Genomic DNA, 23,529 nt, shown 5'->3' with positions numbered 1-23,529 from the left:
CGCGTGGACCGCAGCGCCCCCGGTGAGGGGGGGCGGTGAGATGGGCGCACGGCAGCGCACCGGCTCGTGGGCCGCGTTCTCACGGGGGACCGACGGCATCGCCCGTGAGCACGTCATCGGCGCCGGTGCCGAGCGGACCGGCCCCACCGGCGAACGGGCCGTACACGGCATCGACAGCAGCGCGACCTCATCGGCCCCTTGTCGCACCCGTCGCGAGCAGTCCGTTGACCACGAGCGTCGCCAGCGCCTCCGCAGTGCCCGTCAGCTGCTGGGACGAGGCGGGCTCGGGCCTGCCCAGGCGCCGAGCCAGAGGGCCGTCCACCATTCCCGAGACGGGCGGAACGACGGCGAAGAACAGCACGTCCATCGGGACGGGCGCCATGCGCCCGGAGGCGACGAGCCGCTCGATGCCGGGTGCCATGAGCCGCAGAGTCGGAACGATGTGCCGCTCGTACAGGTAGTCCAACCGTTCGGTGTCCCGGGACGACTCGTCGACGAGGATGCGTCCGATCAAGGGAGTGTCCGCCGCGGCACGGTAGAAGCCGGCGATGATCCGCCGCAGCCGATCGGCGTCGTCGCCCCCGGAGTCCTGCTGCGGCGGGCCCTCCGACTGCGGACCCAGGGCGTGGTCCATCACCGCCCGCCAGAAGGCTGCCTTCGACCCGTACCGGTCGTTGATGAAGTTGTGGCTGACGCCCAGACGGCGGGCCAGTTCACGTGCGGAGGCGCGGTCGTAGCCGAGCTCCGCGAAGGCCTCCAGGCCCCGCTGGAGGACGCTCTCCCGCCCGGGCACCGCCGGGGTGCCGGCGCCGGGGCGCCCGGGCCGCCTGACGGACTCGGTCCGTACTCCCATCACTGCCTCCATGACTGCTGGTTCGTACCTGCGCAGCGTGCACCGCACAGGCATGGGCCGACGGTGAGTCCTCGCCCTCCTCTCGAAGCGTCCTGCCACGAGATCACCTTACTTGACACCCGTCAGATTGCAGCTAATCTGACGGGTGTCAGAGAGTGTCTGTGACGGACCTCCCCACCTCCCCGACCGGCTCGGGGAGCCGCGTGCGTCCGACACTCCGGGTCGCGCCTTCTCGGAAATGAGAGTCACATGACCGCGCACCACACCCCCCACACCGCCGCCGAACAAGCGAGCGCTCCTGAAGCGGTGGGCCGTAGGCCCTCCCTGGAGGCGGAGCGCATGGCGTCGCTGCTCACCGCCGGGGATCCGCTCGCCGACGCCGTCATCGCAGAACTGGATGCCTGCGGCCCCAGGACACGGCAGGCGCTCGATGCCGGTCTGAGGAAAGGGCTGGCAGGTCTCGACGAGCAGCCCCCGGAAGCCGTTGCCGCACTGCTGGAGCAGGTGGAGACGCCCCCGTCCTGGGCCGACCCCTTGATGCTCCACCGCGGCGATGTGGTGAGCCTGTCCGTCCCGCCCATGTGGTTCGGGCTCTGCGCGATCACCGGCGCGCTCGTCCACACCTACGCCTCCCCGGCCGCCGCGCGACTGCTGATCCGCACCGACAGGCCGGCTCAGAGCGCTCCGCGGCGGCTCGTGGAGGCCGGGGTGTGGGCACGGCAGGCCATCCGGCCGGGTGGGCTGCTGCGCGGACGGCCCGGGCACGTGGCCACCGTGGAGGCCCGGCTGCGCCATGCCCGCTTGCGGGCCACAGCCCTCATGGACCGGGACAGGGGCGTCGTCCCGGGCCTGCCGATCGGCCGGCTCGACATGGCACGCACCTGGCTCGGTTTCACCCTCGTCGCCCACCAGGCCCTGGCCGCCGTCGGTATCGACGTCACCGGCGAGGAGGAGCGCCGGCTCTACCGGTACTGGGCGTACGTCGCCCATCTTCTGGGGGTGGACCAGAGCCTGTACGAAGCCGTCGCCGACCACGCCGGCGCCCGCCGCCTGCAGGACATGCTGGACGCCATGACGCCCTCCCCCGACGACACGTCACGCACCGCCACGGCTGCCGTGATCGGCGCGCAGGCCCACGCTACGGCGCAGGCACCGGGCGCGGTCCTGTCCGAGGAGCGGCTGCGCGACCTCATCCACTGGGTGCTCCGACGGGCCCTCGGAGACCCGGCGGCCGATCGGCTGGGCATCCCCGACGACCCGGCCGTAACCGATCTCATGCCGTTGATCAGCACGTTGAACCGTCAAGCCCGGCACTGGCAGACCTTCTCCCCCGCCTCGGCCCAGGCAGCTCGCCGGCAGGCCGCCGACGAGCCCGGGCCCGGAACGGACCCGATCGCGGCCGTTCTCGCCCTTGGTGTCACGTCCCGGCGTCGCGCTGAAGTCCGTCGCTCGGGTACGCCGGCGGCCTGACAGCCACCCGATCACCGACCGCACCACGTGACGAGCTCCAACGAAGCAGCCGTCCGCATCGCCTCACCGCACCTTCCTGCTCCTTCATCATGTCTCTGGAGACTTCGTCATGTCTGGAACCTCCCTCGGCGCACCGGCCACGGCCGGCGTGTCCCCGCTTCCTTCCTCCGGCACACCACCTCGCCATCGCTGGTGGATTCTCACCGTCATCGGCGTGGCCCAGCTCATGGTGGTGCTCGACTCGACGATCGTGAACATCGCCCTGCCCTCGGCCCAGAAGGACCTAGGCTTCTCCGACGGCGACCGGCAGTGGGTCGTCACCGCCTACGCCCTCGCCTTCGGCAGCCTGCTGCTGCTCGGCGGACGCATAGCCGACCTGTTCGGCCGCAAGATCACGTTCCTGGTCGGACTGGTCGGCTTCGCCGGTGCCTCCGCCCTGGGCGGGGCCGCGAACAGCTTCGAGATGCTGGTCGCCGCGCGCGTCGGCCAGGGCCTGTTCGGGGCCCTGCTCGCCCCGGCCGCGATGTCGCTGCTGACCACGACGTTCACCGACCCCAAGGAACGCGCCAGGGCCTTCGGTGTCTACGGCGCCATCGCCGGCGCCGGCGGTGCCGTGGGCCTGCTGCTCGGCGGTGTGCTCACCGAGCACCTCGACTGGCGCTGGACGCTCTACGTCAACCTTGTCTTCGCCGGTGCGGCGCTCCTCGGAGGTGCCCTCCTTCTGCGCCGTAGCACCCGCGACGAGACCACCAGCCTGGACATCCCCGGCGCCGTCCTCGTCGGCGGCGGCCTGTTCAGCCTGGTCTACGGCTTCGCCAACGCCGAGAGCCATGACTGGAGTTCGCCTCAGACATGGGGTTGGCTGGCCGTCGGAGCCGTCCTGCTCGCCGCCTTCACCGTGTGGCAGACCAGGTCCTCCCACCCCCTGCTGCCCCTGCGCGTCCTGCTCGACCGCAACCGCGGCGCCTCCTTCATCTCCGTGCTGATCAGCGGAGCCGGCATGTTCGGGGTCTTCCTCTTCCTCACCTACTACCTGCAGCAGAGCCTCGGCTACACGCCCATCGAGACCGGGCTGGCCTTCCTGCCCATGACCGGCGCACTCATGATCACTTCCGCCCTCGCCACCAGCGTGCTGCTCCCCCGCATCGGCCCCAAGCCGGTGGTCCCGCTCGGCATGGGCCTGGCCGCCGCCGGCATGGTCTGGATGACCGGCCTCGACCTCCACAGCTCGTACGGCACGGACATCCTGCCGACTCTGGTCGTGACGGGCCTCGGGCTCGGCCTGGTGATGCCCCCTGCCATGAGCCTGGCCGTCACAGGTGTGGACGCCGAGCACTCCGGGGTCGCCTCCGCCACCGTCAACGCCATGCTGCAGGTCGGCGGCTCGATCGGCACCGCTCTGCTCAACACCCTCGCCACCGGCGCCGCAACCGACTACCTGACCGGCAAGGACCCCAGGGATCCCGTCGTGCAGGCCCATGCGGGTCTGGAGGCCTATTCCACCGCCTACTGGTGGTCGGCCGTCTTCTTCACCGTCGGCCTGGCCGTCAGCGTCATCCTCTACCGTCGCGGTGTACCGGAGCAGGATCCCGACGCGGCACCCGTCGTCCACATGTGACGCCGGGCAACGGCCACTCGCCGGGGCCCCCGTCGAGATTCGACCGGGGCCCCGGCGGGGTCACCGCGTCAGCGGATCATGACAGCGGCGGGTAGGCGTTCTGCATCAACTGCTGGAACTGGGCGGAGAACCATTTTCCGGCGAGCGGTGCGTTCGGCAGTGCGCCGGTGGGGTTGTTGCCGTTGCGCGCGTTGCCGCCGTAGGTCGGATCGCACATGCGGTCGAAGCCCTTGCCCTCGTCGTTCGGGATGGCGGCGCTGTTGCCGTCGGACTCACCCGGCGGCTTGACCCACACGTAGGCATCGACGCCGGTGGCGGGGGCGGCGGTGGGTCGCAGACCGATTCCGGCACCACTCTGGTTGCACCAGTTGCCCGCGTGGATGCGCCGGTCGATGCGGCCGCCGTCGACGTAGGCGTCCACGGAGGTCAGCGGACCGGGGCCGGCGGGCCGGGCGGATCCGCCCCAGCCGTTGCGCGAGGTGTCGATCAGCATGCCGAGACCGGAGTCGAACCCGGCCGCCACCAGCTTGTCCCGCAGCCCGAGGGCGAACGACTGCTCATCCGCGTACTGGTTCCAGTCCAGCCACTTCGCCTGCCGTATCGTCTGCCCGTTCACCATGTCGGTGACCTTGAGATGGGGCTCCTTGACGGGGCTGTAGTTGGCGGTGTTGACGATGAACCCGGCCACATCGCCCACCCTCGCCCCGTTGGTCGTGGCGACCTTGTAGAACTCCTGCACCGACGGGCCCAGGTTGCTGTCCCAGCCCAGCCACCCGTGGTGACCGGCGTCGATGTAGTTGTAGACGTTCGCGAGGGCGCCGAGCTTGTCGAGCGCGTAGGAGACGCCCTTCTCGTAATTGCCGTTGCTCTTCATGGTCACGCACGCGTCGGTGGTGGTGCTGGTACCACCGGCGTTGGTGATCAGGTTGGGCAGCGAGTCGGGCTCGATGACGGTGGCGATCCGCAGGCCGGCGTACTTCGACTCGGAGAGGATCGCGGTGATCGGGTCGATGTACTGGCTCTTGTACTTGTCGAGGTCGTTCGGCCCCAGTTCGCCGTTGGAGGCGAGAGCGGCGCAGTCGCGGCCCGGCAGGTCGTAGATCACCAGCTGGATGACGAGTTCACCGCTGCCCTTCTGCTTCAGCGCCTCGTCCAGGTGGGCGCGCAGGCCCATGCCGCCGTTCACGCCGTTGATGGCGGCGATCCGGTCCAGCCACACGGCGGTGGGCTGGTCGGAGATGCGGCTGCCGCCCGGTTCGGCGGCCGCCTTCGCGGACCACTCCGGGTTCACGTAGGCCTTGGCACCGACATAGGGGTTGGCGGCCTTCGGCCCACCCGGGCCGGGATCGGTCGGTCCCGGGTCCGTCGGCCCGGGATCCGTCGGCCCGGGATCCGTCGGCCCGCCATCCACGTTGCAGGTCACTCCGTCGAGCGTGAACGTGGCCGGAATCGCGTTGGTTCCGCTGTAGGACGCCTGGAAGCCGAAGCCGACCGAACCTCCGGTGGGAAGCGTGCCGTTGTAGTTCTCGTTGGCGGCCGTCACGGACGAACCGCTCTGGCTGACCTTCGCGTTCCAGCCATTGCTGATCTTCTGGTTTCCCGCGTACGACCATTTCAGCGACCAACTCGACTTGGCCGGGCCGTTGTTGGTGATGGTCACCGTGGTGGTGAAGCCGGTGTCCCACTGGTTCACCTTGTAGTCCACGGTGCAGGGCGCGGCCGCGGCGGCGCCGGCCGGTGCCGCGACGAGTGCGGCCGCCGAGGTCCCGCTGAGCAGCGCGAGCGCTGCGAGCAGTGAGGTTGTGGTGCGACTCATGATGACGGGGTTCCTTCCGGTTGGAGGATTTCTCCGCTGTTGGAGCACGCGCAGGTGATCGCGCACCTTGATCCGTACTGGGTAGGGCGTGCCGTCCCGACCGAAGCGCAGGGACGATGTGGGGCAGGGGTCATCCACGACCGGTGCTCCGGATACGGCGCACGCCGGGGACTCGTTCTGGGAGCGCTCCCGATTCGACGTCCAACGGGCCGGGTCTGCCGCCGTTCCTGTGTTCGAGCATCGTCGGAGGGGTGACGGCACCCACTCAAGGGCTGGGAGGCCGAGCCGACCCTCGCGTCGGTCGGCTCGCCCCGTTCTCATTCGGTGCGCAGCCATCGGCCAGAACCGACGGCGGGCCGCCAACTACCCTCTTTGAGCTGGGAATTACTCGTCGGCACGGATCCGTTGAGCCGTGATCCCTCTGTCCGGCACCGACGCTTTCCGCCTTACGGCGGAGCGCTGCTCCCGGAGGCCGGATCATGGGAACCACCACTTTGGCGACGAGCGTCTCGGCGCGTGCGGTGACGAGGGGAAATGAAGGTGGGGGGTGTCGCATGAGCGACTCCTCTCAGCGTGGCGCGCCGTGTCCGGCGCGTCGACTGTCGGGAACCGCTCCCACTGGTGCGAAGGAAGGTAGCGCCAAGTGGCGCCGTTGCCCAGAGGTACGGCTGAACTTCCCCTGAACTCAACCCTTTCGCGTGTACGACTCTTCAAGCTCCTTGACCGCTGCCGCCCCCATCCCCATCATGGGAGCGCTCCCACTGGCCAAGACTTGTGCTTCCCCGTGCTTCGACCGCTTGGAGGAACCAGTTCATGGATCCCGGACGCACACGCAGAACTCTTCGGCGGGCGTTGACCGCCACGGCCACCGCCCTGGCCCTGCCCCTGTCGATGCTGGCCACGGGCGCGACGACCGCGCGTGCGGCGGGCGTTCAGTGCAGCGTGGACTACAAGACGAACGACTGGGGCTCCGGCTTCACCACGGACGTGACCATCACCAACCGAGGTACGGACACCGTCGACGGCTGGACGCTGACGTACGCCTACTCGGGCGACCAGAAGCTGATGAACGGCTGGAACGGCAGCTGGGCCCAGTCCGGCCGGAACATCAGCGTCAAGGACGCCGGCTGGAACGGCAAGATCGCCGCGGGCGCCGCCGTCTCCGCCGGCGCGCAGTTCACGTACAGCGGCACCAACGCGGCGCCCACGTCCTTCTCGGTCAACGGCACTGCCTGCAACGGGGCCCACCAGCCGCCGATCACCGTGCTGACCAGCCCGGCCGCGGGCGCGGTCTACACCCAGGGCGAGGCGGTCCCGCTCGCGGCCACCGCCGCGGCCGCGGACGACGCGACCATCAGCAAGGTGGAGTTCTACGACGACACCAAGCTGCTGGGCACCGACACGACAGCTCCGTACACGCTCTCCGCCTCAAGCATGACCGTGGGCAGTCATTCGCTGCTGGCGAAGGCCTACGACAGCCTGGGCGCCTCCGCAGAGTCCACGCCCGTCGGCATCACGGTCGCCTCGGGCCCCTCCGTGGTCGCCACACCCCCGCAACTGGGCGTCCAGCAGGGCAAGTCGGGCGCGTACGAGGTGAAACTCTCGAAGCAGCCGAGCGCGAACGTCACGGTGACGACAACGCGCGCGAGCGGCAACTCGGGCCTGGCGGTGACCGGTGGCGCCTCGCTCACCTTCACGCCGTCGAACTGGAACACCGCCCAGAAGGTGACCGTCACGGCCGACTCCTCCGGCACCGGCGCGGCGGTCTTCGAGTCGACGGCCACCGGCCACGCCAAGGCTTCGGTCACCGTGACCCAGCTGGGAGCGACGAAGGCGTACGACGCCCGTTTCCTGGAGTTGTACGGCAAGATCACCAACCCGGCGAACGGCTACTTCTCCCCCGAGGGCATCCCGTACCACTCGGTGGAGACGCTGATCGTCGAGGCGCCGGACCACGGCCATGAGACCACATCGGAGGCATACGGCTACCTCCTGTGGCTGCAGGCCATGTACGGCAAGGTGACGGGCGACTGGTCCAAGTTCAACGGCGCCTGGGAGATCATGGAGAAGTACATGATCCCCACCAAGGCCGACCAGCCGACCAACTCCTTCTACAACGCCTCCAAGCCGGCCACCTACGCACCCGAGCTGGACACTCCCGACGAGTACCCGGCGAAACTCGACTCGTCGGTCGCTTCCGGTGCGGACCCGATCGCCGGTGAGCTGAAGTCGGCGTACGGCACGGACGACATCTACGGTATGCACTGGCTGGAGGATGTCGACAACGTCTACGGCTTCGGCAACGCGCCGGGCAAGTGCGAGGCGGGGCCCGCGGACACCGGGCCGTCGTACATCAATACTTTCCAGCGCGGTGTGCAGGAGTCGGTGTGGGAGACGGTGCCGCAGCCGACGTGTGACGCCTTCAAGTACGGCGGTAAGAACGGGTACCTGGACCTGTTCACCCGTGACGCCTCCTACGCCAAGCAGTGGAAGTTCACCAACGCCCCGGACGCCGACGCGCGCGCCGTGCAGGCCGCGTACTGGGCGGACGTCTGGGCCAAGCAGCAGGGCAAGGGCGGTGACGTCTCCGCGACCGTCGGCAAGGCCGCGAAGATGGGCGACTACCTCCGCTACGCGATGTACGACAAGTACTTCAAGAAGATCGGCAACTGTGTCGGCCCGTCCGCCTGTCCGGCCGGCACCGGCAAGGACTCCTCGATGTATCTGCTGTCCTGGTACTACGCCTGGGGCGGTGCCACCGACACCAACGCCGGCTGGGCCTGGCGCATCGGCTCCAGCCACACCCACGGCGGCTACCAGAACCCACTGGCCGCGTACGCGCTGGCCAACTACGCCCCGCTGAAGCCGAAGTCGGCGACCGGGCAGGCGGACTGGGCCAAGTCCCTCGACCGGCAGATCGAGTTCTACCGCTGGCTCCAGTCCGACGAGGGCGCCATCGCGGGCGGCGCCACCAACAGCTGGGCGGGGCGGTACGCCACTCCCCCGGCCGGGACGCCGACCTTCTACGGCATGTACTACGACGAGAAGCCCGTGTACCACGACCCGCCGTCCAACCAGTGGTTCGGCTTCCAGACGTGGTCCATGGAGCGCGTCGCCGAGTACTACCAGCAGACGGGCAACGCACAGGCCAAGTCGGTCCTCGACAAGTGGGTCAAGTGGGCGCTGTCCAAGACCACGATCAACCCCGACGGCACCTACCGGATCCCCTCCACCCTGCAGTGGTCCGGCGCCCCGAACACCTGGAACGCGTCCAGCCCCGGCTCCAACAGCGGGCTGCACGTCACCGTCGCCGACTACACCAACGACGTCGGCGTGGCCGCCGCGTACGCCAAGACCCTGAGCTACTACGCCGCCAGGTCGGGCGACAGCGCGGCGAAGACGACGGCGAAGGCCCTCCTGGACGGCATGTGGAACAACTACCAGGACAGCCTGGGCATCGCGGTGCCGGAGGACCGGGCCGACTACAACCGGTTCGACGACCCGGTGTACATCCCGAGCGGATGGACCGGAACCATGCCCAACGGTGACGCGATCAACTCCTCCTCGACCTTCGAGTCCATGCGGTCCTTCTACAAGAGCGACCCGGCCTGGTCGAAGATCGAGTCCTACCTGAAGGGCGGCGCGGTGCCGTCGTTCACCTACCACCGGTTCTGGGCCCAGGCGGACATCGCCCTGGCCATGGGATCGTACGCGGAACTCCTCGAATAGCCCCCGCTGAGGCCGCGTACGGACCCCGTCACCCGGCGACGGGGTCACCGGCCGGGCGGCCCCGTCCCCTTGGGGCCGCCCGGCGCCCGGGTCCCGACATCTGCCGAGCCCGGTTCGGCCCCGCACCACCAGCCTCTTCGGGGAGCGCCTCGAGCCACCGGAACCGCCACCCTTGTCAGGAACATGATCCTCTCCTACAGTCCCGGCGAGATCACTCTTGGGAGCGCTCCCAATCCCATGCAGAAGCCCTCGCCCCACACCACTCGCGGAGGACACGCATGCAACCCTCACGCCACCAGGTCCGCAGGACGCGCGCGCTCTGCGGTGCCCTGCTGACCACGTTCGTCGCCCTGGCCGCGCTGCTGACCGGCGCGACGGCCTCCCAGGCCGACACGACGATCTGCGAAGAGTTCGGCAGCACCACGATCCAGGGCCGTTACGTCGTGCAGAACAACCGCTGGGGCACCAGTACCACCCAGTGCATCTCCGTCACGGACTCGGGCTTCAGGGTCACCCGGGCCGACGGCTCGGTCCCCACGAACGGGGCCCCGAAGTCGTACCCGTCCGTGTACAACGGCTGCCACTACACCAACTGCTCACCCGGCACGAACCTCCCGGCCCGGCTCAGCTCCATCGCGAGCGCGCCCACGAGTATCTCCTACAGCTATGCGAGCGGTGCGGCCTATGACGCCGCCTACGACATCTGGCTGGACCCGGCCCCCCGTACCGACGGCGTCAACCGCACCGAGATCATGATCTGGTTCGACCGGGTGGGGTCCGTGCAGCCGGTGGGCTCGCCCGTCGGTTCCGCCACGGTGGCCGGACGCCAGTGGCAGGTATGGTCCGGCAACAACGGCGGCAACGACGTCCTGTCCTTCGTCGCGCCGTCGGCGATCGACAGTTGGAACTTCGACGTGATGGACTTCGTCCGCCAGACCGTCTCGCGCGGACTCGCCCAGGACAGCTGGTACCTGACGAGTATTCAGGCGGGCTTCGAGCCCTGGCAGAACGGCGCGGGCCTGGCCGTGAACTCGTTCTCCTCCACGGTGAACCTCGGCGGCGGCACCCCCGGCGGCCCCGGCTCGCCCGGCGGCCCCGCCGCGTGCAAGGTGAGCTACGGCACGAGCGTCTGGCAGGACGGCTTCACCGCCGGCGTCACGGTGAGCAACACGGGCTCCTCCCCGGTCGACGGCTGGAAGGTCGGGTTCGCACTGCCGTCGGGGCAGCGGATCACCCATTCCTGGAATGCCAACGTCTCCCCGGCGTCGGGGTCCGTGACGGCCGACAACGCCGTGCACAACGCGTCCATCGCGCCAGGCGGCCAGGTCTCCTTCGGGTTCCAGGGCACCTACAGCGGCACCTTCACCAAGCCGGCCTCCTTCAGCCTCAACGGAACGTCCTGCACCACCGCGTAGCCCGCAGGAGGATTCTTCCGTCCGGGGCTCGCCCGACCGCCCCCATGCCGACAGGGCGAGCCCCGCCACCCTCCTCATGGAGCTTCTCGCCGAATCCGACCAAAAGGCGCTAAGCACCCACTCCGCACCAGCCGGCACCCCACCTCCCCTTGGCCGACACTGCACGGGTTCCGCGCGCAAGGCGTGTGCCCGGTTCTTTCGGCCCGTAAGATCGGCTGTCTCATGGGGGAGGTGGTCATGGGCACGCGACGCCCCGGCACGCCGACGCTGGAAGAGGTGGCCGCGCACGCCGGGGTGGGGCGGGGCACGGTCTCCCGCGTCATCAACAACGCGGCAGGCGTGAAGGAATCCACGCGCCGAGCCGTGCAGCAGGCCATCGAGGAGCTGGGGTACGTCCCGAATCTCGCGGCCCGTTCGCTGGCCGGCCAGCGAAGCAATGCCGTCGCTCTCGTCCTGACCGAGCCCGACTGGAGAGTGTTCGCGGAGCCCTTCTTCTCAGAGGTCGTCCGCTCCCTGGGCGACGCGCTGGCAGACATCGGGATGCAGCTGATGCTGACCCTGGTCCGCTCGGACGCGGACCGGAAGCGCTTCTTGGAGTACGCCCGCGGCAGCCGGGTCGACGGAGTTCTGCTGCTGTCCGTGCGCGCCGGGGACCGGCTGCCGGACATGCTCGCCGAGGCGCGGCTGCCGACCGTGATGCTGGGTCGCCGCTCGGGCGACGAGTACGTCAGTTACGTGGACGCGGACAACCTGGGGGGTGCCCGCAGCGCGGTCTCCCACCTCGTGTCGCGCGGCCGCAGGACCATCGCCACCATCACGGGGCCACTGGACATGGACGCCGCCCAGTGCCGACTGCGCGGCTATCAGGACGCTCTGGCACTGGCCGGCCTGGACGGCGTGAAGTCGTTGGTGGCCGAAAGTGATTTCTCGCAGGACAGCGGACGCCGCGCCATGACCGAACTGCTCGAACGGCACCCGGACATCGACGGTGTTCTCGCCGCGTCGGACACCACGGCTGCGGGGGCTCTGCAGGCCCTGCGCGCGGCGGGGCGGCGCGTGCCGCACGACGTCGCCGTGATCGGCTTCGACGACTTCCCCCTGGCCCAGCGCACGAAGCCGCAGCTCACCACGGTGCGTCAACCGCTGGAGGAGATGGGCCGGGCCATGATCCGGCTGCTCCTGGAGGACATGGAGGAGCCGTCGGTGGCCTACCGTCACGTCATCCTCCGTACCGCGCTGGTCGTCCGCGAGTCGGCCTGAGAAACGCCGGCTACTTGCACCGGAGTTGACCGTCCGGCTTTTTGGGAGCGCTCCCAGTCTTCAGACCCGTCCTGCGCCTGACAGACGCCCCTGGGCCGCGCAAAGTCGGCGGCAACCTTTTCGCCGTGGGCGGGCACTGACCAGTGCACCATCGGCACCATCCTGAACGGACAGGTAATCATGACAACGAGGCAGGTCGCGCGGCAGCGCAGGCGCAGACGCAGACTCGTACTGGGCTCCACGGTGGCCCTGACCGCCGCGAGCGTTCTCGCCTACCTGGTCACGGCGTTGCTCCCCGGCCACAAGGTCGATGCCGGGCCGGCCGCGGCCACGCCCCTCGTCACCACGCAACCGAAAGCCGCCCGCACCGCCGGCACGGCATCTCCCAGCGCGACGCCGAGCCCGTCGTCGAGCCCTAGTCCGAGCAGCTCCACCAGCCCCAAGGCCAAGAAACCCCCCAAGGCGGCGAAGGCCTCGTCCAAGGACGCCCCGAAGACCTCACGCACGTCCACCACGCCCCCGTCGGCAGGGCGGATCCGGCCCAACACCTCGTATCAGGGCGTCGCCACCGCCTACGAGGCCGGTGTCGGGGACGGGGCCTGTCTGTTCGGTCCGAGCCCGGACATGATGATCGCGGCGATGAACACCACCGACTACGAGACCTCCCGGGCCTGCGGCGCGTACGTTCTCGTCCGCACGGGCAACGGCAAGTCGATCACGGTGCGGATCACCAACGAATGCCCTCTGCCCTGCGCACCCGGGCAGATCGACCTCAGCCAGCAGGCCTTCGCCAAGCTCGCCGACCTCAAGGTCGGCAGGCTCCCCATCACCTGGAGCCTGGTGAGTCCCAGCTCCATCGGCACGATGTCCATCAGGTACAAGACCGGCTCCAGCGTCTACTGGTGCGGCATCCAGGTGATCGGTCATCGCAACCCGGTCGCGCGGCTGGAGGTCAGCACCGGGGGCGGCTGGCGGCAGCTCTCCCGCACCAGCTTCAACTACTTCGTCTCCGCCGACGGCAGTGGCTGTGGCAAGGCGATCAGAGTCACCGACATCTACGGGGAGCAGCTGACCGTCAGCGGACTCGCGGTGCGCCCGAATGTCGTCCAACCGACGCAGGTTCAGTTCGCCCGGCACTGACCCGTGAGGAACCGGACGCCGGTGTCATCAGTGATCCCGTCCCCGGCAGTTCGCATGCCGGGGACGGGCCGATGGTCGTGATCGGCTGCGGCGACTTCACCCACGTTCGCGGTCACGGTTCGCCGCCGGGGCGGTGATCGTCGTGGGTTTTTCCGTCGCTCCACAGCGCGGCCGATGAGTTTGTGGCTCCCCGCCGGTCCAAGCTCATGACACCCCAGGAAAGGACACCGCCATGTCGGAGCTTCTCGTCGACTTCATCACCTCCCTCGACGGCTACGCGTCGGGAGAGGGATGGCCCGGCTTCTGGGGCCTCGAGGGCCCTGAGTACCTCGCATGGCTCGGCGAGCAGCCCGAGGCCACCTACCTGATGGGAGCCAACACCTACCGCCTGATGTCGGGCTTCGCCGCGGGCGAGGTCCCCGCCGGCCAGGACGAGTTCAGGCCCGAGGAGGAGGCGTCCGTCGACGCGCTCACGCAAGCGTCCAAGGTGGTGTTCTCCTCCTCGCTCGAGGAGCCACTGACGTGGGCCAACTCCAGGCTCGTGCGGGACGACGCCGTCGAGGCGGTCCGCACCATGAAGTCGAACGGCTCGGGGCTCCTCAGCACGATCGGCAGTCTCAGCCTGTGCCGGTCCCTGATGCAGGCCGGACTCGTCGACCGCTTCCGGGTCGTGATGTTCCCGGTGATCACCGGGGCCACGGGCGAGGAACGCATCTACGACGGCTATCCGGACGTCGCCCTCGAAATGATCGACCACCGCACCTTCGACGGCCGCACCCAGCTGGTCGAGTACAAGCCCCGCGTACTGGAGCACCCTCCGCTCGGTACCCCGGCCTGACGTCGCCTGCAGAGGGGCGAGTGCCGCGTCGACCGCCCCCTCAGCGACGCTCCACGCCGCGCGCACATCAGTCCGCCTTGAGGGCGGTGAGGACGTTCAGGCGGGCCGCCCGGCGGGCGGGCCACAGTCCCGCCACCACGCCGACGAGTGCGGCGCCGGCGAGAGCCGCGGCGATGCGGCCCCAGGGGATGACCGTCTCGTATCCCTGGATGCTGCCGGAGGCGAGTCTGCCGGCGGCCCAGCCGAGGAACAGGCCCGCGCCGATGCCCAGCAGGGCACCGAACAGCGAGATGAGGACGGACTCCAGGTGGATCATCCGCTTGGTCTGCTCGGGCTGGAGCCCCACCGCGCGCAGCATCCCGATCTCACGAGTGCGCTCGGCCACGGACATCGCAAGGGTGTTGACGACCCCCAGAACAGCGATCACCACGGCCATGGCCAGCAGCCCGTAGAGGAGGTCGAGGAGCAGGCTGATGTCCCCGCCACCGGCGGACGCGGCCAGGTCGTCGGTGTTCCGCAGCCGGATGAGGGGGTTCTGGTCGAGGGCGCGCTGCAGGGCTCGCCGTGGCGTCTCGCCGTCGCCGCCCTGGGTGTGCACCAGTACCGAGGCGTCCTCCGTCTTCTTCAGATGGGGCTGGAGCGTGGTGAGCGGCATCATGGTGGCCGGCAGGAACTCGTCGGCGCGGTAGATGCCGCCGATCCGCAGGGTGTCCCGGCTGCCGTCGCCGTAGACCACCGGAACCCGCCGGCCCAGGGTCCACCCGTACAGGTCGGCCGTGGCGGTGTCGATCAGCAGGTTCTTTCCGCCGCCCGTGCCCAGGGCGGCCGGTGACCCCGAGGTGAAGCTCGGGTCGAGGAGATCGGCGATGCTCCGGGCGTCCACACCGGTCAGGTTCACCTCCTCGCCGCCGAGCCGGACCGCGCTCTGGCGCTGCGGGCTCGAGGAGGTCACGGCCGTGGACTTCGCCAGGGTGTCGTGGACCGACGCGGGCAGGTAGCCGCCTCTCCTCGACGTGATCTCGAAGTCGGCCGTGACGGTGCTCTCGGCCCGCCGGGCCAGTGCTGTCGTGGCGGACACCGCGACCACCGTGAGGCCGGTGACCATGGACAGGCCGATCATCAGGGCCGAGGCCGTGGAGGCGGTGCGCCGCGGATTGCGCCGGGCGTTGCGCGCGGCCAGCGTGCCCGGGACACCGAAGCGTCGCAGGAGGGGCCCGGCCAGGGCGATCGCCGGGCCGGAGAGCGCCGGGGTCACCACGATGAGGCCGATGAGCAGCAGGGCGGACGGGACGAGGACGATGGTGCGGCCCTGCTCTCCGCTGGACGCCGCGCTCACCACGCCGAGCACACCGAGCACGATGAGGACGACACCGAGGGTGTTGCGCCTGCGGAGGCTGCGGACCGGCGGGGGTGTGTGAAGTGCGGACATGGCGGCCACGGGCGGCACGGCGGCGGCGCGACGGGCCGGCAGATAGGCGGCGACCATGGTGACGACGACGCCCACCACGAAGGAGACCAGCACGGTGCCCGGGGCGACGACCAACGGCCCGTCGGGGACGCCGGATCCGGTGGACGCGAACAGCTGCCGCAGGGTCAGGGCCACGCCGATCCCGAGGAGGAACCCCGCGGCCTCCGCGCACAGCCCCAGCAGGGCGGCCTCGACGAGCACGGACCGGGTCACCTGGCGGCGTCCGGCGCCGACGGCCCGCAGCAGGGCCGTCTCCTGCGAACGCTGGGTGGCCAGCATGGTGAAGGTGTTGCCGATGACGAAGACGCCGACGAACAGGGCGATGGCCGCGAAGGCGAGCAGCACCTGGCTGAGCCCTTCCGCCCCCTCGGCGGCCTCGGCCCGCCGCTGCTCGCGCAGCTGCGCCCCCGTGCTGATCTCGGATTCCTCGGGCAGCAGACCGCGCGCCGCGGCCGCGAGCCGCTGCTCCGAGGCGCCGGCCTCGGCATCGAGCGAGACACCGTCGTACTGTCCCGGCCTCAGAAGCAGTTTCTGTGCGGTGGCGTCGTCGAAGAACACCGAGGTGCCGCCCGAGCCGGAGGCAGCGTCGATGCGGACGATGCCGACGAGTTTCTTGTGCAGCACCGGTCCGTCGATCGCCAGCCGGACGGTGTCGCCCACCTCGTAGCCACCCTGGTCGGCGGTGCTGGTGTCCATCAGCACCTCGTCGGGTCCGGCGGGGGCGCGTCCGGTGGTCAGCGGATGGCGGTCGTCCTTTCCGTCGGCCTGGGGGAAGTAGTTGCCCGCCCTGGCCACATGGCCCTCGCCGAGGGGGCGGCCGTCCTTCGCGGCCACGGCGGCGAACCCTTCGACGGAGCCGGTCACGGACGCCACGCCGGGCAGCCTTCGCAGGCGCCGCAGCGTGTCCATCCCCACGGTTCCGGGCTCGCCGGACGTCTCGTCGAACGGCGGTGTGACCTGGACCGAGACATCGCGCAGGGTGCTGAGGTAGCGCTGTTTGTAGGCGTTGCCGACGGTGTCGGTGAAGACGAGGGTGCCGGCGACGAAGGCGACGCCGAGCAGAACGGCGAGCATGGTCATCAGCAGGCGGGCTTTGTGCACGAGGACATTGCGCAAGGCGGTGCGGAACACGGGGCGGCCTTCCGGAGGTGCAGGGTGAGGGGTTTTCGAAGGGGGCAGACGCGCGTCAGACGCGGGTGCGCGCGTCAGACGCAAGCAGGACTCACGTCAGACGCAGGAAGTACGCGCGTCAGGCCCGGGACGTACGCCCGTGGATGCGCGGCATACCCGCACCGGGCGCGCAGGGTGCGGACGACGGGCGTACGTAGGCGTCAGGCCTGGTGCGCGGGTGTCAGGCGTCCCATACGCTCCAGGACGGCCTCGGCGGTGGGCGCGTGGAGTTCGTCGACGATGCGTCCGTCGGCGAGGAAGACGACGCGGTCGGCGTAGGAGGCGGCGGCGGGATCGTGCGTGACCATGACGACGGTCTGGCCCAGCGCGCTCGTGGAGCCGCGCAGGAACTGGAGGATCTCGGCCCCGCTGCGGGAGTCCAGATTGCCGGTGGGCTCGTCCGCGAAGACGATGTCGGGCCGCCCGGCCAGCGCACGGGCGACGGCGACGCGCTGCTGCTGGCCGCCGGAGAGCTGGCCGGGCCGGTGGTCGAGCCGGTCGGCCAGGCCGACGGTCTCGATGATGCCCTCGAGCCATTTCCGTTCCGGCCCGCGGCCCGCGATGTCCAAGGGAAGGGTGATGTTCTCCAGGGCGGTGAGGGTGGGCAGCAGGTTGAACGCCTGGAAGACGAAGCCGAGGCGGTCGCGGCGCAGCCGGGTGAGCTGACGGTCGTTCAGGGAGCCGATCTCCGTGTCGCCGAGCCGGACCGACCCGAAGGACGGCGAGTCGAGACCTGCCATGCAGTGCATCAGGGTGGACTTCCCCGATCCGGAAGGGCCCATGATCGCGGTGAACTGGCCCCGGACGAAGCCGACCGTGACCGCGTCGAGGGCCACCACACGGGTGTCACCTGTGCCGTACACCTTCGTCAGGTCGGTGGCGCAGGCCGCGTAACTCGCCTTGGCGGTAGGGGGCAGGGAGGGGTGCATGCCGGTCCTCGGTGGAAGGTCGATGGATTGCCCCCTCGTGGCACAGGGGGTCGCAGCTGAAAGGCGACGTACATGAGCCTCCCGCCCGGCCACCCGTCGGCGGATCCCCCGAACATCCGGCGCCGCATCCCCCGATCGGGGGAGATCGTCACCGGAGCGCCGCTCCGGTCCGGTCCGGCAGCGACAACCTCCGGACCGACTGTTACGGCCGGACCGTCTGATGCGGCCGGACCGACTTGACCGCCCGAACGCCCGTCGACCGAGGCGCTGTTCCGACCGGACTGCTGTTGCGGCGGACCACTCTTCGCGACGCGATGGCCCTTCGCGACGCGATCGCTATTCGGCGCGTCCGGAGCGGAACGCCCAGACCGCGACCTCGACCCTGTTGCGCAGGCCCAGCTTCGCCTGGACCGACCCCACTTCCTGTCGAACACCGGGTCGAAGACGATTCGGCCCCGCATGTCCTCGTACACGGAGAAGAGAAACAACAGCGCCAGCGCCGAGTTCAGGATCCGCCCCGGCCGACTTCGGTATCCGGCACGCCGACCGGACGACACAGCTATTCGCACCGGCGCCACCCTACGCACCCACAGCGGCAATTACCGCCCGCCGCCCACACGCGGGCCGTCAACATGGAGGACCCGAACGACGTGACGTCCGCGATGACCGTGGTCTTGCCGACGGCGTCCTTCGCGCCGGAAAGCTCCCATGCCTTGCAGTCGTTGCGGTTGCCGGGCAGGGGCTGACCGACCGCGACGACGAGTCGGGTGTCAGCGTCGATGACGACCTGGTGGTTGGTCGAGTAACGGTAGTTCTTCGACTGCTCGGCGATGGTGTGATCGCGGGTTGGCACCAGGGTGCCGTCCACGATCAGCACGGTGTCCTTGCGGAACCGCTTGCGCTGTTGCAGAGCCAGCGAGGGCCTGAGGTGGTCGATGATGCGATCCGCTGCCGACTTCGAGATGCCGAAGAGCGGGGCGAGCTGCCGCAATGTCAGGTTCGTCCGCCAGTACGCGGCGACCAGCAGGACCCGGTCCTCCAGCGGCAGGCGCCATGGCCGTCTTTTGCGGACGGGGTCTACGCCCTCGCGTCGTAACGCGGTGATCAGCTTGCCGAACTGCCGCGGGCTCAGGCCGCTGAACGGGGCTATCCAGGAAGGTTCCGACGCCGTGATCACACCACTCACTGCGCGATCATTCCATTGCTTCAGGTGCTCCCTGCTCGAACGCGAGGCGGCAGCGTTCAACCTGCTCGGCCACCTGCTCCATGAACCAGCGCATGATCTCGTAGGGGATGACGTGCTCGTCGTGGCTGTGGATGTGAACGGTCGGCTCCAGACTCGGGTCCTCGTCAGGTATCACCGCCACCACGAACGCAGTTCCTGGCAGGTGCGTCTCTGCATTGGGAATGTCAGCCCACGAAGCCGGCGCCGGGACGGCCTCGCTCAGCTCCACACACCAGGCGTCGTCCGGCAAGGCGTAGTGGAACTGGACGGCGTAGTGGCGGCCTGCATGAACGCGCAGCTCTGGCATGTCCGCAGGCTGCCACAGCTGCCACGTCGGAGTCTCGCGAGTATCCGCTCACCACCTGGCGCCACGCCCCACCGACCCTTTGCGGGACAGCTCCTAGCGTTGCCATGGAGTCTGCCCTTTCTTCCCGTCGGGATTTCCCTTCTTCCCGTCGGAAATGCCCTTCCTCACCTCGATCATTCCTTGCATCACCCTCGGCCCTCGCCTCCCCGACGGGCGCCGCACCGTCGTCCTGGTCTCCGACGACGAGGACTCCGCCTGGACAAGCGGGTTACGGTTCCCGGCTCGGTCAGTTGGGTGTGAGCGTGGGTCTGCGGCTGCTGTTCGTGGTGAGGGTTTCGGGGTGCAGGATGTTCTGGAGCTGGTCGGTGGTGAGCAGCTTCTGTGCCAGGACCACGTCGGTCACCGGCAGGTTCTTGTCCAGCGCTTCCTGTGCGGCGGCACTCGCCTGTGTGTAGCCGATGACGGGGGTGAGCGCGGTGACGATGGCGATGGTGTTGTGCGCGACCGTGCGCAGGTGTTCGCGGTTGGCGGTGATGCCTCTCACGCAGCGGTCGGCCAGCGTCAGGCATCCGCTTTCCAGCTGTCCCAGGCTTTCGAACAGGCAGAGGGCGATGACTGGTTCGAAGGCGTTGAGCTGCAACTGCCCGGATTCGGCGGCCATGGTGATGGTGATGTCGTTGCCGACGGTCCTGAAGGCGATCTGGTTGACGACTTCGGGGATCACGGGGTTGACCTTGCCGGGCATGATGCTGGAACCCGCCTGAACCGCGGGGAGGTTGATCTCGCCGAGGCCGGCGCGCGGGCCCGAGGACAGCAGGCGCAGGTCGTTGCAGGTCTTGGAGAGCTTGACGGCGATGCGTTTGAGTACTCCGGAGAGCTGGACGAACGCTCCGGTGTCCTGGGTCGCCTCGACGAGGTCGGCGGCGGTGGTCAGAGGCACACCGGTGATGGTGCTCAGGTGCGCGCAGGCCAGTGCCGCGTAGCCGGGGTGGGTGTTGAGACCGGTTCCGATGGCCGTGCCACCGAGGTTGATCTCCCGCAGGAGAGCGGCGGCCTCGGCCAGACGCTGTTCGTCCTCGGCCAGCATCACCGCGTATGCGCCGAACTCCTGGCCGATGGTCATGGGCACGGCGTCCTGGAGTTGGGTGCGGCCGGTCTTGACGATGTCGGCGAACTCGTCGGCCTTGGTCCGGAAGGCTCGCCGCAGGGTGGCCATGGCCTGCCCGAGACGGTCGGCGCCTTCCTGCAGGGCCACCTTGAGCGCCGTCGGGTAGGCGTCGTTGGTGCTCTGCCCGGCGTTGACGTCGTCGAGGGGGTGCAGATGCCGGTAGTCGCCGCGGTCGTGACCGAGGAGTTCGAGGGCCCGGTTGGCGATGACCTCGTTGGCGTTCATGTTGGTGGACGTGCCCGCGCCGCCCTGCATGACGTCCACGACGAACTGGTCGTGCAGCTTGCCGGAGCGGATCTCCTCGCAGGCGGTGACGATGGCCTCGGCCTTGTCGGCATCGAGGAGCCCCAGGTCGCGGTTGGCCAGTGCCGCGGCCTGCTTGACGGCCGCCAGCCCGTTGACCAGGTCACGGTGGGTGGAGATACGGGAGCCGGTGATGGGGAAGTTGTGTACCGCCCGCAGGGTGTGGATGCCGAAGTAGGCGTATCGGGGCACCGGAAGGTCGCCGAGGAGGTCGTGTTCGAAGCGGAACTCGTCGTGCATGAAGGGGTGTACTCCTGATCTGGGCGGATCACCGTGAGTCTGCCGGCTGTGCCGGGCCCCGTCCCGTGTCGCCGGTGGCCCGGGCCGGTGTCAGAGCGGTGTGGGGAGGGCGTCGTCCATGGGGAGGGGACGGGGTGTGCCGGTGCCCTTGCCGGGTTCACGCGCGGCCTTTCTGCCGCGGCTGATCCGCCGCTGCAGCCAGTGTGCCAGCGCGTCGAGGGCCGTGTTGATCGCGATGAAGATCGTCGCGACGAGCAGTGCGGCGGGGATGACGTTGGAGAAGTTGGCGGCGATGCCGTTCAGGCCCCGGTCGACGAGTTCGTCGTAGCCGACGATGAAGCCCAGGGCGGAGTCCTTCAGCAGGACGACGAACTGGCTGACGATGGCCGGCATCATGGCGACGATCGCCTGGGGCATCAGGACCAGCGCCATCGTCTGGCTCTTGGGCATGCCGAGGGCCCGTGCGGCCTCTGCCTGTCCTTTGGGGAGGCTGTTCACTCCGGCGCGGAGCGTTTCCGCGATCACCGATCCGTTGTAGAGCGTGAGTCCGAGGACCACGGCGGTGAACGGGGAGACGGTCTGTCCGGTGAGTGCGAAGGAGCCGAAGAACGCGCAGAAGATGAGCAGCAGAAGGGGCACGGCCCGGAAGAACTCCACGACCGCTGCGGCGGGCACACGGATCCAGGTGTGTTCGGACATCCGTGCGGTCGCGAAGAGCAGCCCGAAGGAGCCGGCGAGCACGATCCCCAGTCCTGCGGCCTCGAGGGTGCCTCGCAGGCCGGGGAGGATGAACGTGGTCCAGACGTCCGCCCGCAGCAGGGGCTGCCATTTCTCGGCCGCCCACTGGTCACGCTCGTCGAACCGTGCGTAGATCAGGTATCCGAGCCAGCCGAGGGCGACGGTGATCACGGCTGCCAGTACACGGTTGCGGAGGACGCCCCGGCGGCCGGGGACCTCGTACAGGTTCGCGTGCGCGGTCATCGGGCCACCGCCAGGCGGCGAGCGAGCCGGCCGAACAGCAGGCCGGTCGGCAGGCACAGCACCACGAAGCCCGCCGCGAAGCCGAGGAAGATCTGGATGACCTGGTCACCGTAGATCTCGATCATCTCCCGCATCCGGACGGAGGCCTCCGCGACTCCTGCCACGAGGGCGACCGTGGTGTTCTTGGTCAGGGCGATCAGAATGCTTCCCAGGGGCGGGATCACCGCGCGGAACGCCTGGGGCAGCACCACGAAGCCCAGGGTCTGGCCGAACCCGAGCCCCACGGCCCGGGCTGCCTCCGCCTGCCCGACGGGGACGGTGTTGATGCCCGAGCGCAGGGCCTCGCACACGAACGCCGAGGTGTACGCGGTCAGGCCGAGGACGGCGAGCCAGTAGTTGTTGACGCTGATCTGCGAGGAGAACTCCACGCCCAGATTGGCGCCCACGCCCAGGCTGGTGAACAGCAGGACCAGGGTGAGCGGGGTGTTGCGCGCCACCGTGACGTAGACCTGGGAGGCGGTGCGCAGCACCGGGAGGGGGCAGACGCGCATCCCTGTCAGTACGGTGCCCAGGACGAGTGAGCCGAGTGCGCTGACAGCGGTGAGCCGCAGGGTCATCCAGAACGCGGCGAGGATCGTTGCTCGCTCGGTGAACAGTGCGTCCATCAGTACCTTCGATCGGGGCGGTGCGGGGCCGGGCGGCGCGGTCGAGTGCGCTGCCCGGCGGCCCGCGGTGCGGACGTGGGTGTCAGTACCGCTCGATGCGGGGAACGGGGAATCCGGAGGCGGAGAGATTGGCCTTGAGCGCGGCGCTCCAGGAGCCGTCGGACATCATCTTGGCCAGCGCGTCGTTGACCGCCTCGCGGCCCTTCTTGTCGTCCTTCTTCAGCCCGATGCCGTAGTTCTCCTGGCTGAAGGGCGAGTCGAGCACCTTCAGCTTGCCGGGGTGCTGGGCGGCGTAGCCGTAGAGAATGGAGTTGTCGGTGGTGACCGCGTCCAACTGGCCGCTGAGTACCCGGTCCACGCAGGCGGAGTAGGTCCGTTCCTCCTGGAGTTGTGCGTCCTCGGCATACTTCTCCTTGATCAGTTGCGCGGAGGTCGAGCCGGCGACCGAGCACAGCTTCTTGCCGTTGAGCGACTCGGGACCCGTGATGTCCTTGTTGTCCTTTCGGACCAGCAGGTCCTGGCCGGCGACGAGGTAGGGGCCGGCGAAGGAGACCTTCTCCTTGCGGGCGTCGTTGATGGAGTAGGTGGCGACGACCATGTCGACCTGCCCCTGCTGGAGGAACGCCTCCCTGTTCGCCGAGACGGCCTCCTTGAAGGTGATGTCCTTCTTGTCGACTCCCAGCTCCTTGGCGACGTAGGTGGCGACGTCGATGTCGAAACCGGTGAAGGTGCCTTCGGGGGTGCGCAGGCCGAGCCCGGGCTGATCGGCCTTCACGCCGATGACGAGCTTGTCGCGCTTGGCGGCGTCGAGGACGGACGAGCCGGTGTCGTCGCTGCTGGTGCAGGCGCTCGCGCTCAGTACGACGATCGCCGAGGTGAGAGCGGCGCTGATCAGTCTCTTGGACATGCGGGGTCCTTTGCTGGCGGAAGGAGA

The 23,529-nt window shown here is 69.2% G+C and carries 16 protein-coding genes and 1 pseudogene; 7 read left to right on the top strand and 10 right to left on the bottom strand.

Annotated features, from left to right (window positions below):
* Positions 1 to 187 precede the first annotated feature (187 nt).
* Positions 188 to 853, bottom strand: a complete 666-nt coding sequence (locus tag SCAB_RS43105; RefSeq protein WP_046773398.1) for a TetR/AcrR family transcriptional regulator — start codon at positions 851 to 853, stop codon at positions 188 to 190.
* A gap of 249 nt (positions 854 to 1,102) precedes the next feature.
* Here SCAB_RS43105 and SCAB_RS43100 point away from each other — a divergent pair, with 249 nt between their 5' ends.
* Positions 1,103 to 2,323, top strand: coding sequence for an oxygenase MpaB family protein (locus tag SCAB_RS43100; RefSeq protein ID WP_013006380.1), 1,221 nt, complete (start codon positions 1,103 to 1,105; stop codon positions 2,321 to 2,323).
* Positions 2,324 to 2,432: 109 nt separating this feature from the next.
* Complete coding sequence (locus SCAB_RS43095; RefSeq protein WP_013006379.1) at positions 2,433 to 3,941, top strand: MFS transporter; 1,509 nt, start codon at positions 2,433 to 2,435, stop codon at positions 3,939 to 3,941.
* A gap of 76 nt (positions 3,942 to 4,017) precedes the next feature.
* Here the strand turns inward: SCAB_RS43095 and SCAB_RS43090 are convergent, their stop codons facing one another.
* Positions 4,018 to 5,757 carry a glycoside hydrolase family 6 protein gene (locus tag SCAB_RS43090; RefSeq protein ID WP_013006378.1) on the bottom strand — a complete coding sequence of 580 codons (1,740 nt, stop codon included), beginning with the start codon at positions 5,755 to 5,757 and terminating at the stop codon, positions 4,018 to 4,020.
* Between the two features lie 813 nt (positions 5,758 to 6,570).
* Here SCAB_RS43090 and SCAB_RS43085 point away from each other — a divergent pair.
* The 5 genes from SCAB_RS43085 to SCAB_RS43065 all read left to right on the top strand — a co-directional run bounded on the left by SCAB_RS43085 (position 6,571) and on the right by SCAB_RS43065 (position 14,139).
* Complete coding sequence (locus SCAB_RS43085; RefSeq protein WP_041670226.1) at positions 6,571 to 9,486, top strand: glycoside hydrolase family 48 protein; 2,916 nt, start codon at positions 6,571 to 6,573, stop codon at positions 9,484 to 9,486.
* A gap of 278 nt (positions 9,487 to 9,764) precedes the next feature.
* Positions 9,765 to 10,901, top strand: a complete 1,137-nt coding sequence (locus tag SCAB_RS43080; RefSeq protein ID WP_013006376.1) for a GH12 family glycosyl hydrolase domain-containing protein — start codon at positions 9,765 to 9,767, stop codon at positions 10,899 to 10,901.
* Positions 10,902 to 11,138: 237 nt separating this feature from the next.
* Complete coding sequence (locus SCAB_RS43075; RefSeq protein WP_037729070.1) at positions 11,139 to 12,161, top strand: LacI family DNA-binding transcriptional regulator; 1,023 nt, start codon at positions 11,139 to 11,141, stop codon at positions 12,159 to 12,161.
* A gap of 180 nt (positions 12,162 to 12,341) precedes the next feature.
* Complete coding sequence (locus SCAB_RS43070; protein WP_049875826.1) at positions 12,342 to 13,301, top strand: expansin EXLX1 family cellulose-binding protein; 960 nt, start codon at positions 12,342 to 12,344, stop codon at positions 13,299 to 13,301.
* Positions 13,302 to 13,533: 232 nt separating this feature from the next.
* Positions 13,534 to 14,139, top strand: a complete 606-nt coding sequence (locus tag SCAB_RS43065) for a dihydrofolate reductase family protein (protein ID WP_013006373.1) — start codon at positions 13,534 to 13,536, stop codon at positions 14,137 to 14,139.
* Between the two features lie 67 nt (positions 14,140 to 14,206).
* Here SCAB_RS43065 and SCAB_RS43060 read toward each other — a convergent pair whose 3' ends face one another.
* The 8 genes and pseudogenes from SCAB_RS43060 to SCAB_RS43025 form a co-directional block, all read right to left on the bottom strand.
* Entirely contained in the window at positions 14,207 to 16,708 is a 2,502-nt protein-coding gene (locus tag SCAB_RS43060) for an ABC transporter permease (RefSeq protein ID WP_231885207.1), read from the bottom strand.
* A gap of 230 nt (positions 16,709 to 16,938) precedes the next feature.
* Positions 16,939 to 17,706, bottom strand: coding sequence for an ABC transporter ATP-binding protein (locus SCAB_RS43055; protein ID WP_013006371.1), 768 nt, complete (start codon positions 17,704 to 17,706; stop codon positions 16,939 to 16,941).
* A 655-nt stretch (positions 17,707 to 18,361) separates the two neighbouring features.
* Positions 18,362 to 18,892 (bottom strand): annotated as a pseudogene (locus tag SCAB_RS43050) (transposase family protein); the annotation flags it as partial.
* A 7-nt stretch (positions 18,893 to 18,899) separates the two neighbouring features.
* On the bottom strand, positions 18,900 to 19,238 hold the full coding sequence (locus SCAB_RS43045; RefSeq protein ID WP_037729065.1) for a hypothetical protein: 339 nt from the start codon (positions 19,236 to 19,238) through the stop codon (positions 18,900 to 18,902).
* A gap of 286 nt (positions 19,239 to 19,524) precedes the next feature.
* The gene (locus SCAB_RS43040; protein ID WP_013006368.1) at positions 19,525 to 20,949 is read right to left on the bottom strand and encodes an aspartate ammonia-lyase; all 1,425 of its coding nucleotides are present in this window, start codon (positions 20,947 to 20,949) and stop codon (positions 19,525 to 19,527) included.
* A gap of 90 nt (positions 20,950 to 21,039) precedes the next feature.
* Positions 21,040 to 21,930 (bottom strand): amino acid ABC transporter permease, encoded by an 891-nt coding sequence (locus SCAB_RS43035; RefSeq protein WP_013006367.1) that lies wholly within the window; start codon positions 21,928 to 21,930, stop codon positions 21,040 to 21,042.
* A complete protein-coding gene (locus SCAB_RS43030; RefSeq protein WP_013006366.1) occupies positions 21,927 to 22,595 on the bottom strand; it encodes an amino acid ABC transporter permease in 669 nt (222 codons plus the stop codon). Before SCAB_RS43030 ends, SCAB_RS43035 begins: the two co-directional genes overlap by 4 nt.
* Before the next feature lie 82 nt (positions 22,596 to 22,677).
* Positions 22,678 to 23,502 (bottom strand): glutamate ABC transporter substrate-binding protein, encoded by an 825-nt coding sequence (locus SCAB_RS43025; RefSeq protein WP_013006365.1) that lies wholly within the window; start codon positions 23,500 to 23,502, stop codon positions 22,678 to 22,680.
* Positions 23,503 to 23,529 lie beyond the last annotated feature (27 nt).

This window comes from Streptomyces scabiei 87.22 (assembly GCF_000091305.1).
Taxonomy (GTDB): domain Bacteria; phylum Actinomycetota; class Actinomycetes; order Streptomycetales; family Streptomycetaceae; genus Streptomyces; species Streptomyces scabiei.
The sequence above is the reverse complement of the archived record's forward strand: the minus strand, read 5'-3'. Positions and strand labels throughout refer to the sequence as shown.